Source organism: Agromyces sp. MMS24-K17 (genome assembly GCF_043950245.1).
GTDB lineage: Bacteria > Actinomycetota > Actinomycetes > Actinomycetales > Microbacteriaceae > Agromyces.
This window is the reverse complement of record NZ_CP171640.1, coordinates 2052264-2064930: the sequence shown is the minus strand read 5'-3', so window position 1 is coordinate 2064930 and position 12667 is coordinate 2052264. Positions and strand designations below refer to the sequence as shown.

Annotated in this window: 11 protein-coding genes; 7 read left to right on the top strand and 4 right to left on the bottom strand. The window is 73.5% G+C overall.

Annotated elements, in window-relative coordinates:
• The first annotated feature begins 4 nt into the window (after window positions 1–4).
• The 7 genes from ACGGZK_RS09380 (at window position 5) to ACGGZK_RS09350 (ending at window position 6637) form a co-directional block, all read left to right on the top strand.
• The gene (locus ACGGZK_RS09380) at window positions 5–1741 is read left to right on the top strand and encodes an ATP-binding protein (protein ID WP_395245985.1); all 1737 of its coding nucleotides are present in this window, start codon (window positions 5–7) and stop codon (window positions 1739–1741) included.
• Between the two features lie 162 nt (window positions 1742–1903).
• Window positions 1904–2194, top strand: a complete 291-nt coding sequence (locus tag ACGGZK_RS09375) for a WXG100 family type VII secretion target (RefSeq protein WP_395245984.1) — start codon at window positions 1904–1906, stop codon at window positions 2192–2194.
• Window positions 2195–2400: 206 nt separating this feature from the next.
• Window positions 2401–3483 carry an ABC transporter substrate-binding protein gene (locus ACGGZK_RS09370; protein WP_395245983.1) on the top strand — a complete coding sequence of 361 codons (1083 nt, stop codon included), beginning with the start codon at window positions 2401–2403 and terminating at the stop codon, window positions 3481–3483.
• A gap of 30 nt (window positions 3484–3513) precedes the next feature.
• Window positions 3514–4323: an ABC transporter ATP-binding protein gene (locus ACGGZK_RS09365; protein WP_395246062.1), complete on the top strand. Its 810-nt coding sequence runs from the start codon at window positions 3514–3516 to the stop codon at window positions 4321–4323.
• On the top strand, window positions 4323–5120 hold the full coding sequence (locus tag ACGGZK_RS09360; protein WP_395245982.1) for an ABC transporter permease: 798 nt from the start codon (window positions 4323–4325) through the stop codon (window positions 5118–5120). Before ACGGZK_RS09365 ends, ACGGZK_RS09360 begins: the two co-directional genes overlap by 1 nt.
• A complete protein-coding gene (locus tag ACGGZK_RS09355; protein ID WP_395245981.1) occupies window positions 5117–5998 on the top strand; it encodes an ABC transporter permease in 882 nt (293 codons plus the stop codon). Before ACGGZK_RS09360 ends, ACGGZK_RS09355 begins: the two co-directional genes overlap by 4 nt.
• Before the next feature lie 3 nt (window positions 5999–6001).
• Entirely contained in the window at window positions 6002–6637 is a 636-nt protein-coding gene (locus ACGGZK_RS09350) for a helix-turn-helix domain-containing protein (RefSeq protein WP_395245980.1), read from the top strand.
• A 51-nt stretch (window positions 6638–6688) separates the two neighbouring features.
• Here the strand turns inward: ACGGZK_RS09350 and pucL are convergent, their stop codons facing one another.
• From pucL to ACGGZK_RS09330, 4 genes are all read right to left on the bottom strand, one after another.
• Window positions 6689–7594, bottom strand: a complete 906-nt coding sequence (gene pucL, locus ACGGZK_RS09345; RefSeq protein WP_395245979.1) for a factor-independent urate hydroxylase — start codon at window positions 7592–7594, stop codon at window positions 6689–6691.
• A gap of 93 nt (window positions 7595–7687) precedes the next feature.
• The gene (locus tag ACGGZK_RS09340) at window positions 7688–10534 is read right to left on the bottom strand and encodes a molybdopterin-dependent oxidoreductase (protein WP_395245978.1); all 2847 of its coding nucleotides are present in this window, start codon (window positions 10532–10534) and stop codon (window positions 7688–7690) included.
• Window positions 10531–11370, bottom strand: coding sequence for an FAD binding domain-containing protein (locus ACGGZK_RS09335; protein ID WP_395245977.1), 840 nt, complete (start codon window positions 11368–11370; stop codon window positions 10531–10533). Before ACGGZK_RS09335 ends, ACGGZK_RS09340 begins: the two co-directional genes overlap by 4 nt.
• A gap of 15 nt (window positions 11371–11385) precedes the next feature.
• Window positions 11386–12561, bottom strand: a complete 1176-nt coding sequence (locus ACGGZK_RS09330) for an XdhC family protein (RefSeq protein WP_395245976.1) — start codon at window positions 12559–12561, stop codon at window positions 11386–11388.
• Window positions 12562–12667: the final 106 nt, after the last annotated feature.

Sequence of the window (12667 nt, the reverse complement as noted above, 5' to 3'; positions counted from 1 at the left end):
CGCCATGCACCAGACCCTGAACGAGCGGTGGAACCGCATCTCCCTGCGCACGAAGATCACCGGCGTGACCGTGCTGATGCTCACCCTCGGGCTGCTCGTCTCCGGAATCGGCACCGCCGCGATGCTGCGGTCGTACGTCGAGGACCAGATGGCGACGAAGCTGCGCGCCATCGCGAGCGGCAACCTCGACAAGTACTTCGAGGACTCGTACGGCCGCAGCGGCGAGACGAACCTCGACGAGAGCGCCTTCTCCGACTCGGAGGACGTGTTCATCGCGCTCTACGACGCCGAGGGCGACTACGTGCGCAACAACTGGGAGGGCCGCCCCGCGGCCGACCAGCCGCGCTTCCCCTCCGAGCTCAGCCCGGTGCAGGTCTACCAGCACAACATCGGCAAGTACGTGGTCTTCGAGTTGCCGGATGCCTCGGGCCACCAGACGTTCCGCGCGGTCGCATTGATCGCCACGTCGGATTCGCACGGCGGCTGGGTGCCGGTGCTCATCGCGGTGTCGACCGCCGACAGCGACCGCATCCTCGCGGCCTACCTCACGATCTTCCTCGGGTTCGGGCTCGGCGTCATCCTCGTGGGCGCGCTCCTCACCCGGATGCTCGTCACCTCGACGTTCGCCCCGCTCCGCGAGGCGGAGCGCACGGCCGCGGCCATCGCCGACGGCGACTTCAGCCAGCGCCTCGGCGGGGCGACGCCGAACACCGAGGTCGGGCGGTTGAACCGCTCGCTCAACACCATGCTGAACCGCATCGACCGGGCGCTCCGCGACCGCGCACGCACCATCGAGCAGATGCGCCGGTTCGTCGGAGACGCGTCGCACGAGCTGCGCACCCCGCTCGTCTCGGTCCGCGGCTACGCCGAGCTGTACCGGATGGGCGCCCTGCAGTCGCCCGACGACGTCGCGCAGGCGATGGACCGCATCGAGAAGGAGGCCATCCGCATGGGCGGCCTCGTCGAGGACCTGCTGGCCCTCGCCCGCCTCGACGAGGCGAAGCCGCTGGAGCTGGCCGAGGTCGACCTGGTGCCGCTCGCGCGGGACGCGGCGCTCGACGCGATGGCCGGTCACCCCGACCGCACGGTCACGGTGATCGCGCCGGAGGAGTGCACGACGGATGCCTCGGGCCCGGTGCCCAACCTGGCGGTCGAGCTCGACCCGGCGCCGACGCGGGGCCGCACCGGCACGATCGCGTTCGCCGGCGCGACGCTGGCGCGCCTGCGCGGCCGCCGCCTGTCGTCGGCGCGGAAGGCCGAGCTCGCCGCCGTGCCCACCGAGCCGACGCCCGCGATCGTGCCCGACGCCCAGCCGACCGCGTCGGCCGACCACCCGATCGCGACGGTGCGCCGCGCGATCGTGCTCGGTGAGGAGAACAAGCTCCGGCAGGTGATCACGAACCTCATGGGCAACGCGATGCGCTTCACCGACGAGGGCAGCCCGCTCGAGATCCGCGTGAGCGTCGACGAGTCGACCGAACGCGCCGCCATCGAGATCGTCGACCACGGCGAGGGCGTGCCGCCGCAGATCCGGGAGAAGATCTTCCAGCGCTTCTGGCGCGCCGACACCTCGCGCACGCGCGAGACCGGCGGATCGGGCCTGGGGCTCGCGATCGTCTCCTCGATCGTCGCCGCCCACAACGGCACGGTCGACGTGCTCGACACCCCGGGCGGGGGTGCGACCTTCCGCGTGTCGCTCCCGCTGGCCGGGTCGGTCGCGGCGCCGCAGTCGATCGCCTGACGGGCACCCGCCGGGCCCAGGCGGGGCTCCGGCCGGGCTCCGGCCGCTCCTCCACAGGTCGCGCCGGCCGGCGTCCGCGCATCCGGTGCGGGTCGGATGCCCCGGCCCGCCGGGCCGGCGCGCCTACCGTTCGAGGCATCACCTCGAACGGAAGGAAACCGCATGACCACGTACCACGTCGACAGCGAGCACGTCCGCACCGCGACGATCGGCATCCAGGGCTCCATCGGCCGCGTGCAGTCGGAGGTGGCATCGCTCGTCGGCCAGCTCACCGCGCTGCAGTCGAGCTGGTCGGGGCAGGCGTCGACCGCGTTCCAGGCGGCCGTCGCCGACTGGAAGGCCACGCAGGCGCACGTCGAGGAGCACCTCGCGACGCTCGGGCACGCCCTCGGCCAGGCGGCGTCCCAGTACGCCGAGACCGAGCAGGTGAACGCCCGCCTCTTCGTCCGCTGAGCCCGCCGACGGGTTCTTCACACAGGTGAAACATGCCGGCGCATGTTCGTGAAATCTACATCTCCTATCGTCGCGAACAGCACCAGAACCCCGTCCCGGCGGCCCGCTCCCCATCCCCAGCGGCCGCCGGGGCGTCCCTGCAATCCCGCGACGAGGCGCGCTCCGACCCGTCTGCGGCGCGCCCGGCAACAGAGTGGAGCACTCACATGGCATTCCGTTCCCGTCCCGCCGCACGCGGACTCCGCCGCGGCGCGCTCGCGGTGCTGGCCGCGTCGGCCGCACTGACCCTCCTCGCCTCCTGCGCCTCGAGCGAGGCCGAGTCCGCGGAGGGCGGAGCGGAGGGCGCCGACCTCGGCGAGCTCACCGTGCAGCTCTCCTGGATCAAGAACGAGGAGTTCTCGGGCGAGTTCTTCGCCGACTCCGAGGGCTACTACGACGAGGCGGGCTTCTCCGCTGTGAACCTGGTGCCCGGTCCGTCGACCGGCGCCGCGGAGCTCGCCTCGGGCAGCGCCGACGTGGCGCTCTCCGACGCCGTGTCCATCGGCGCGGCCGTCGCGAACGAGGGCGCCCCGCTGAAGATCATCGGCGCCACCTTCCAGAAGAACCCGTTCACGATCCTCTCCCTGAAGGACGGCGGCGACATCGCGACGCCCGACGACCTGAAGGGCAAGAAGATCGGCGTGCAGGACTCGAACGCGAGCCTCTTCAAGGCGCTGCTCGCGGCGAACGGCATCGACGAGTCGGAGCTCACGATCGTGCCCGTCCAGTACGACCCGGCGCCGCTCGTGAACGGCGAGGTCGACGGCTTCGTCGCCTACCTGACGAACGAGTCGATCACCGTCGCCGCGCAGGGCCTCGAGGTCACGAACCTGCCGTTCGCCGACAACGGCCTGCCCTTCGTCGCCGAGACGTTCGGCGTCACCGACCAGTCGATCGCCGAGAACCGCGAGGCGCTGAAGGCGTTCCTCGTCGCCGAGATCAAGGGCTGGACCGACGCGGTGAACGACCCCGCCGAGGGCGCGCGCCTCGCCTACGAGGTGTACGGCAAGGACCTCGACCTGAACCCCGAGAACTCGATCGCAGGCGCGACCACGCAGGCCGAGCAGCTCGTCGTCTCCGACGAGACCGCGGCGAACGGCCTCTTCACGATCTCGAAGTCGCTCCAGGACGAGACCATCGCCTCGCTCGCCGGCGCCGGCATCGAGCTGAAGGCCTCCGACCTGTTCGACCTCAGCCTCCTCGCCGAGGTCTACGAGGAGCACCCCGAGCTCGTGAAGTACGCGGGCTGACGCGGAGCGACCACTCCCGTGACGAGCGACATCCAGACCGGTGCCCGGGCCACGAGCCTGGGCACCGGCCTGCAGATCTCCGGCCTCAACAAGGTGTTCACCATGGGGCGGCGTAACGTCGTCGCCCTCCAGGACGCCGACCTGCACACCGACAAGGGCACCTTCCTCGCGCTGCTCGGCCCCTCGGGCTGCGGCAAGTCCACCATCCTGCGCATCCTCGCCGGGCTCGAGGAGCCGTCGAGCGGGAGCATCCTCGTCGACGGGAAGTCGCCGAAGGAGCTCCGCGCGGGCCACGAGCTCGGCATCGCGTTCCAGGACTCGGCCCTGCTGCCGTGGCGGAGCGTGGCCGCCAACGTGCGGCTGCCGTTCGAGGTCGCCGGTCTGCCCGTCGACCACGACTACGTGCGCGAGCTGATCGACCTCGTCGGGCTCACCGGCTTCGAGAAGGCGAAGCCGGCGCAGCTCTCCGGCGGCATGCGGCAGCGCGTGTCGATCGCCCGGTCGCTCGTGCTCAAGCCGTCGGTGCTCCTCTTCGACGAGCCGTTCGGCGCCCTCGACGACATGACCCGCCAGCGCCTCAACCTCGAGCTGCTGCGCATCTGGACCGAGAAGCCCGCGACCACGCTGCTCGTCACGCACGGCATCAGCGAGGCGATCTTCCTCTCCGACCAGGTCGCCGTGATGAGTCCGCGCCCCGGCCGCATCACCGAGGTCATGCAGATCGACCTGCCCCGGCCGCGCACGCCCGACCTCATGCGCACCCCGGAGTTCCACGCGTACGTCGACCGCGCCTCCGAGCTGCTGTTCGGCACCGCGGGCGGCCCGGAGGGCGGCCACTGATGCGTACGCTGCGGATGCCGCCGTGGCTGGTCGGGGTGATCGGCGGGACGGTGCTCATCGCGGTGTGGTGGCTCGCCGCCCTCACGGTGTTCGCGACCGCCGGGTCGGGCACGACCCGAGCCATCCCGACGCCGCCCGAGGTGGTGCAGGGCTGGCTCGACAGCGGCCTCGAGTACTACTGGCGGAACTTCTCGGTCACCCTCGTCGAAGCCGCCCAGGGCTACGTGTGGGGCAACGGCATCGCGCTCCTCCTCGCCGCGTTCGTGCTCGTCGTGCCGAGGCTCGAGGGCGTGGTCATGCAGCTGGCCATCATCAGCTACTGCATCCCGATCGTGGCGATCGGCCCGCTCGCGCTCATCATCATCGGCGCCCCCTCACCCGGCGCCCCGTCGGGCACGGCCGTGTTCCTCGCCGCGCTGTCGTGCTTCTTCACGACGGTCGTCGGCGCCCTGCTCGGGCTCAAGGCGGCCGACGCGGCGAGCCTCGACGTCGTCAGCGTGTACGGCGGCACGCGGTTCACGCAGCTCGTCAAGGTGCGGCTCGTCGCCGCGCTGCCGAGCATCCTCAACGCGCTGCAGATCGCGGTGCCCGCCGCCTTCCTCGGCGCCGTGCTCGGCGAGTTCTTCGGCAAGGTGGAGCTCGGCGTCGGCCCGGCGATGATCGCCGCCCAGCAGGGGCTCGACGCACCACGGGTCTGGGGCATCGCCCTCGCGAGCGGCGCGGTCGCCCTCGCCGGATTCGCGCTCGTCGGGCTGATCTCCCGGGCCATCACGCCCTGGTCGAAGGGACGCGCATGACCGCCACCGCCACCCCGCCCGCCACGGCTCCCTCCGCATCCGCCGGCGACCTGCGCCGCGAGATCCGCGCGGAGACGACCCGGAACATGCTCCGCGCGCTCGGCACGAGCGTGCTCACGTTCGCCCTCACCCTCGTCGCGGTGATCGTGCTGTGGGCGGGGGTGCTCTGGGTGTTCGGCGTCTCGCCGTACATCGCGAAGGGCCCCGCCGACGTGTGGGCGTGGCTCGTCACCGACCCCGAGGCGGCCGCGCATCGCGAGGAGGTCGGCGGCAACCTCGCCGTCACCCTCGGCCACGCGGCCATCGGCTTCGTCGCCGGACTCGTCGCAGCCCTCGCCGGCGCGATCGCCTTCCAGCTCTCGAAGGGCGTCGAGCACGCGCTGATGCCGATCGCGATGCTGCTCCGCTCCGTGCCGCTCGTCGCGCTCGCGCCGGTCATCATCATGATCTTCGGCCGCGACCTCTGGACGGTCGCCGTCATGGGCGGCATCGTCGTGCTGTTCCCCGCCCTCGTCAGCATCGCGTTCGGCCTCAAGTCGGCCTCGCCGCAGATGCACGACGTCGTCGCCGTCTACGGCGGCGGCAACTGGACCGCGCTGCGCAAGGTCGCCCTGCCCTCGTCGTCGCCCGCGTTCTTCGCCGCCGTGCGCATCTCGGTGCCCGGCGCGATCACCGGCGCGCTCCTGGCGGAGTGGCTCGCGGTCGGCTCGGGCATCGGCGGGGTGATCGGGTCGTACATCGCGCAGGCGCAGTTCAACGCACTCTGGGCCTCGGTGGTCGCAGTGACGGCGGTGTCGCTCGTGCTCTACAACCTCGTGCAGATCGTCGAGAACGTGGTGCTCGCCCGCATGGGCATGCATCCCGAGAAGCGCGCCTGAGCCATGACCGGCACCGCGTCCGCCGGGCTCGGACCGACCGCCGAGCCGGGGCCGACCGACGAAGCCCCCGACGCCGTCGCGGCGCGCCTCGGCGCCCATGTCCGACGGCTCCGGCTGCGCCGGGGCGATACGCTAGTGCAGGTCGCCGAACGCACCGGGCTGTCGCATCCGTTCCTCAGCCAGGTCGAGCGCGGGCTCGCCCAGCCGAGCCTCTCGTCGCTGCGCCGGATCGCGGTCGCCCTCGGGACGAGCCCGATCGAGCTCGTCGCCGCCGCCGAGGATCGGCCGCACACCGTCGAGCACGCGGTGCCGCCCTTCGAGGTGCACCGGCGCGGCGACCGCCCGCAACTGGCCGCCGGCTTCGCCGACGGCGATGCGCGGATGCTCGCGCACAGCGACCGGCCGTTCCATCCGATCGAGTTCACCGGTTCCGATGCGGAGCCGGGCCCCTCCTACGTGCACGACGAGGACGAGTTCGTGCTCGTCACCCGCGGCACGGTCGTCATCGAGCTCGACGGCCGGCGGGACCTGCTCGACGAGGGCGACGCCGTCTACTACGCGGGCGGGGTGCCTCACCGCTGGTGGGCGGCCGCCGGCGAGTACCGGCTCCTCATCGTGAAGGAGCGGCCGCGCGTGTAGCGCGGCCGCTCCGGCCGACCCCGTCGCGGGCGGCCCGTCGTCGCCGAGCGCTCAGACGAGCCCGGTGTACTGGTGCCACGCCGGCCCGGGGTCGGGGGCGTCGTCGCGGGTCACGCTCGCCTGGATGAGCCCGTACGGGCGGTCGTCGGCGTGGAACACCTCGTTGCGGTTCTCGATGCCGAACCTGCCGAGGTCGTAGGCGAAGTGGTGCTTGTTCGGCGCAGACAGCCGCACCTCGGCGATCTCGTCGTACGCCTCGAGCACCGCCTTGCCCATCTCGTACAGGGTCTGCTGCAGCGCCAGCGAGTGCACCGACGCGAACGTCGCGGTGAGCACGGCCTTCACGCCGGCGTAGATCGCGTTCCAGTCGGCGTCGTCGGTCGTAAACCGCCACCGCGCGACGAGCGAGGTCGCCATGACCCGGTCGGTCGTCGGCTCGAGCACGGTGTACTCGTCCTCGAGGAACCCGTGGAACTCCGACCCGGTCGACTTGAGGATCACGAGGTCCTTCAGGCCGCCGGTGACCCAGGTGCGCTGCGCGGCGCCGGTGCCCTCGACGGTGACCGAGGCCGTGCGCACCTCCTGCCCGGTGCGCACCCAGGTGTGGTCGTGCGGCGCACCGTCGACGAGCACCCGCTCCCAGGCGTACTCCTCGATCTCGACCCGCGCGGCGTCGACCGGCTCGACGTCGTCGACGAAGTGGCGCGCCAGGGCGAGCCCGTACGACTCGATCGCGTCGAGCCCGTGCAGCTTGGCGTAGGCGTAGGCGGTCTGCTTCTGTGTGTCGGTCGGGAGCACCGTCGCCTGGTCGCCCACGAGGTGCGCCGCCGCGAAGTCGCCGCGAAGCGCGGTCGACACGTTCACGTCGTGGATCTCGTGGCGGGGGGTGTCGCGGACGATCCGCACGATGCGGTTCTCGGCCTTGCCGTACTGGTGGTCGCCCAGGATGATGGCCACGTCGTGCTCCTTCGGGGGTCGGCGGTGCGGGATGGTGCGGGGTCGGTGGTGCGGGTCTCGGGCTCCGTCGGATGCCTCGGGCGGCTGCGCGGCTCAGCCGGCGCCGTCGCGCACGAGCCGCCAGACGCGGTCGCGTGAGAACGGGGTCTCCATGGGCCGAACGCCGATCGCCCGGCGGATCGCGTTGCCCACGGCGGCCGCGACCGGGTTGTACGGGCTCTCGCTCATCGACTTCGCGCCGAACGGTCCGAGGTCGTCGCTCGTCGTCGCGAACCGTACCTCGGTCACGGGCACGTCGGCCAGCTGGGGCACCCGGTACAGGCGGAAGACGGGGGTGGTGACGCGGCCGGCGTCGTCGACCATGACCTCCTCGTACAGCGCGGACCCGAAGCCCTGGGCCGCACCGCCCTCGACCTGGCCGCGGCACTGCTCGGGGTTCATCACCGTGCCGGCGTCGGCGGCCTGCACCGACTGCAGCACCCGCACGATCCCGGTGCGCACGTCGACCGCGACGCGCACGGCGTGCACGTTGTAGGCGAGCGACCGCCGTTCGCCGTACTCGGCGCCAGTCGCGACGGCCCGATCGCCGTCGCGGTGCTCAGCCGGGACGGCGGCGAGGAGGTCGGCGAACGGCACGAGGCGGTCGCCGATCCGCACCCCGTCGGGCCCGAGCACGGGCTCGACCGCCTCCTGCCCCGGGGCATCCGCCACGCCCGAGGCATCCGCGACCCGTGCGGCCGCCGCGCACAGCACGTCGCGCAGCCGCAGCGCGGCGGCGTGGAGCGCCTTGCCCGCGACCGTGACTCCCGCGGAGGCGAACGCGCCCGTGTCGTAGCGGGCCGCGTCGGTGTCGGACTGGCGGATGCGCACCCGGTCGAGCGTGGTGCCGAGGTCGGTCGCGACGATCTGCGCGTGCACCGTGGTCGTGCCGTTGCCGAACTCGGTGGTGCCGACGCCGACGTCGACGAGTCCGTCGGCGCCGATCGACACGGTCACCTCCGAGGCGTGGCCGCGCGGCGCCATCGTCGCGATCATCGAGGCCGCCATGCCCTCGCCGACGCGCCAGTGGTCGCCCTCGGGGGCCGCGACGCCGTTGCCGCGGGCGAGCGCCTGCTCGGCGAGGTCGAGGCACTGGTCGAGTCCGTAGCTGCCCGGCTCGATGTCGGCCTCGGGCTCGCCGTCCCACCCGAGCGGCACGTCGCCGGCGCGGATCGCGTTGATGCGGCGCAGTTCGAACGGGTCGATGCCGAGGCCGATCGCGAGCTCGTCGAGCGCCGACTCGATGCCGAGGATCACCTGGCCGAGGCCGTACCCGCGGAACGCGCCCGACGGCACCCGGTTCGTATACACCGCCCGGGCGTCGACGCGCAGCACCGGCACCCGGTAGAGGCTGATCGACTCGGCGCAGCCGTGGAACATGACGCCGGCCGAGTGGTTGCCGTAGGCGCCCGCGTCGCTGAGCACGTCGACCTCGAGGGCGGTGAGCCGCCCGTCGCGGGTGGCGCCCGCCGTGACCGAGACCCGCATCGGGTGCCGCACCGTCGTGCGGACGAACTCGTCGTGGCGGCTGAACTCGAGCATCGCGGGGCGTCCGGTGCGCAGCACCACGAGGGCGACGAGGTCCTCGCAGAGCAGTTCCTGCTTGCCGCCGAATCCGCCGCCGACCCGGGCGGTGAGCACGCGCACGCGGTCCTCGGGCAGGTCGAGCAGGCGGCACAGCTCGGCACGGGTGAGGAACGGCACCTGGGTGCTGGTGCGGATGACGAGCCGCCCGTCGTCGTCGAGCCAGCCGAGGGCGCCGTGGGTCTCGAGCTGCGCGTGGCTGACGCGCTGGGTGCGCCAGGTGCCCGACACCGTCAGGTCGGACGCGGCGAGCGCCGCGCGGACGTCGCCGCCGAACCCGGCGTGCAGCTCGGCGACGAGGTTGCGGGAGGCGTCGGCGACCCGGTCCTCGGCCGTGCGGCCCGGATGCAGCACCGGTGCGCCGGGCCGGAGGGCGGACTCGGCGTCGAACACGGCGGGCAGCACCTCGTACTCGACCCGGATGAGCCGGAGCGCCGCCTCGGCGGCCGCGGCGGTCGTCGCCGCCACGACGGCCACCCGCTGCCCGGCGAACCGGACCACGTCGTCGAGGATGCGGGTGTCGTCGGCGTCGTCGGTGCGGTGCTCGTGCCGCGCCGTCGAGAAGCGGACGGCCGGGACGTCCTCGTGGGTGAGCACCGCCTCCACGCCGTCGACGGCGAGCGCGGCCGCGGTGTCGATCGCGCGGATGCGGGCGTGGGCGTGCGGCGAGCCGAGCACGCGCAGGTGCAGGAACCCGGTGGTGTCGAGGTCGAACGTGAACGGCTCGCTGCCGGTCACGACGCGTCGCGCGGCCGGCGGATGCGCCGAACGGCCGACGGATGCCTCCGGCACGGCCGGCGATGGTTCGGCCGCCGTACGAAGCGCCGCAGGCACCGCCGCACCCGGCCGCTCCTCCAGCCCCGTCGCCCCGAGGTTCCGCGCCCCGCGACGCACGCCCGCCTCGACCGACTCGCGCACGCTGCGGTACCCCGTGCACCGGCAGAGGTTGCCCTTGAGCCGGCGCGGCAGGTCGTCGAGGTCGCCCTCGCCGAGCGTCGACGCGGTCACCACCAAGCCCGGCGTGCAGAACCCGCACTGGAACCCGAAGTGCTCGACGAAGGCGGCCTGCACGGGGTGCGAGGCCTCGGCCGAGCCGAGACCGGCGGCGGTCGTGACGCTCCGCCCCTCGGCGCGGTGCGCGGGCGTGATGCACGAGTGCACGGGCGTGCCGTCGAGCAGCACCGTGCAGGCGCCGCAGTCGCCGGCGTCGCATCCCTTCTTCACCGCGAACCTGCCCTGCTCGCGCAGGAAGGTCCGCAGGCACTGCCCCGGTCTCGGCGTGCCGTCGCGCTCCTCGCCGTCGACGGTGAACCTCATGCGACCGCCACCCCGGGGCCGCCGGGTGCGGCCGCGCCGCGCAGCTCCACGCGGACCTCCTCGGCGAGCACGCCCGCGACCGCCTGCCGCCAGTCGGCCGATCCGAGCGGGTCGCTGTACCAGCCCGACGCCGCGGCCACGTCGGCGGCCAGCTCCTCCGCCGACGGCAGCGCCGCATAGCGGAGCACCACCGGGCGGAGCGTCGCGGCGGTGATGCCGAAGACCGCGGCGTCGTCCTCGTCGACGCGCCCGGTGACGACGGCGCCCGAGCGGCCGAGCTCGGCGAGCGCGACCTTCCGGAACGCCGTGCGGGCTCGCAGCGCGTGTACCGGCAGGTCGACGGCGCGCAGCACCTCGCCCGACTCGAGCACGTTGGTGCCGTTGCCCGTGACGAACTCGGCGACCGGCAGCCGGCGCTCGCCGCCGTCCGGCGTCCACACCACCGCGACGCCGTCGAGCGCGACCGCGAGCGACACCATCGCCCCGGCCGCGAACGACCGGCAGACGTTGCCGCCCACGGTGGCCTGGTTCCACACCTTGAACGACGCGAGCAGCGCGTCGGCGCACTGCCGGAACAGGGGCACCGCGGTCCACTCCGCCGGCGCCCGCCAGTCGGCGAGCGCGGCGATGGTGCAGGTGGCGCCGATCCGCAGGCCCGCGTCGGAGGCCTCGATCGCCGGCCACCCCATCGCCGTCAGGTCGACGAGCCCGGTGACCTCGGGCTGCGGCTCGGAGAACATCCACGTCGCGCCCGCGACGAACGCCTCGCCGTCGGCGAGCCGCAGGTCGTCGCGCGACCGCGCGAGCCGGTATCGGGTGATCGTCTCCAGATCCATCGGCCCTCCTCGTCGTCAGTGAATCGCACGGACGTGTCGGGGATGTTTCGCTCCGGCGTCGCCCGCGGGGGCGCCGTTCGGTGCGTCGCCGGAGGGTGCGTGGATGGGCCCGTCGGTGCGGCTGAGGGGCCGGGCGTCGCGCCCGCTGCGCACGGCGATCACCTCGGCGAGGATCGACACCGCGGTCTCCGCGGGGGTCGCAGCCCCCAGGTCGAGCCCGATCGGCGAGCGCAGGCGCTCCAGCTCCGCGTCGGTCACGCCAGCGGCGCGGAGCATCCGCACGCGCTCCTCGTGGGTGCGCCGGGAACCGAGCGCGCCCACGTACGCGACCGGCAGCGAGAGCGCGAGGGCGAGCAGCGGGATGTCGGTCTTCGCGTCGTGGCCGAGCACGCACACCACCGTCCGCTCGTCGATGTCGGCCTCGGCGAGCCAGCGATGCGGCCAGGCGGCGACGACCTCGTGCGCGGCGGGGAACCGCTCCGGCGTCGCGAACGCCGGACGCGGATCGCACACCGTCACCCGGTACCCGAGCAGCGCGCCGGCCGCCGACAGCGCCTCGGCGAACGCGACCGCGCCGAACACGAGCAGTCGGGGCGGCGCGAGCCGGCTCTCGCAGAAGAGCACGAGCGGCTCGCCGTCGCAGTCGAACTCGACGAGCCCGGTGCGGCCGAGTGCGATGCGCCGCTCCACCTCGGCGGTGATGCGCGCGGCCGACGTGCCGCGCACGCCCGCCGCCGCGAGCTCGGCGTCGTCGAGCAGGCTCGCCCCGCCCGGCACGACCGTGCGGCCGACGAGGGCGGCCGGTCCGGCGACGACGGTCGCGAGCCCCGCGGATGCCCCGGCCAGCGCCCGCGCGAACGGAGCCTCGTCGAGGCCCGAGGCATCCGCCGCCTGCACGAACACGTCGATCTCGCCTCCGCAGCTGAGCCCCACCGCGTAGGCGTCCTCGTCGTCGATGCCGAAGCGCCCGCGCTCGGCCGGGGAGCCGGCGAGGACGCGTTCGCAGAGCTCGTAGACCGCCGCCTCGACGCAGCCTCCCGACACGCTCCCGACGACCGCGCCCCGCGCGTCGACCAGCATGCTCGACCCGGGATCGCGCGGCGCCGAGCCGTCGACGCGCACGACCGTGGCGAGCGCGAACCGCTCGCCGCGGGCGAGGCGCTCGCGGATCTCGGCGGACAGTTCGAGCATGCGTCCTCCTTCCGCCGGGCGGCCGACGACGCTGCACCGGCAGCCGGTTTCCCCGATCCTAGGACCGCCGCCCGGGATCGGCGTCCGGGCGGGCACCGGTGCCGCG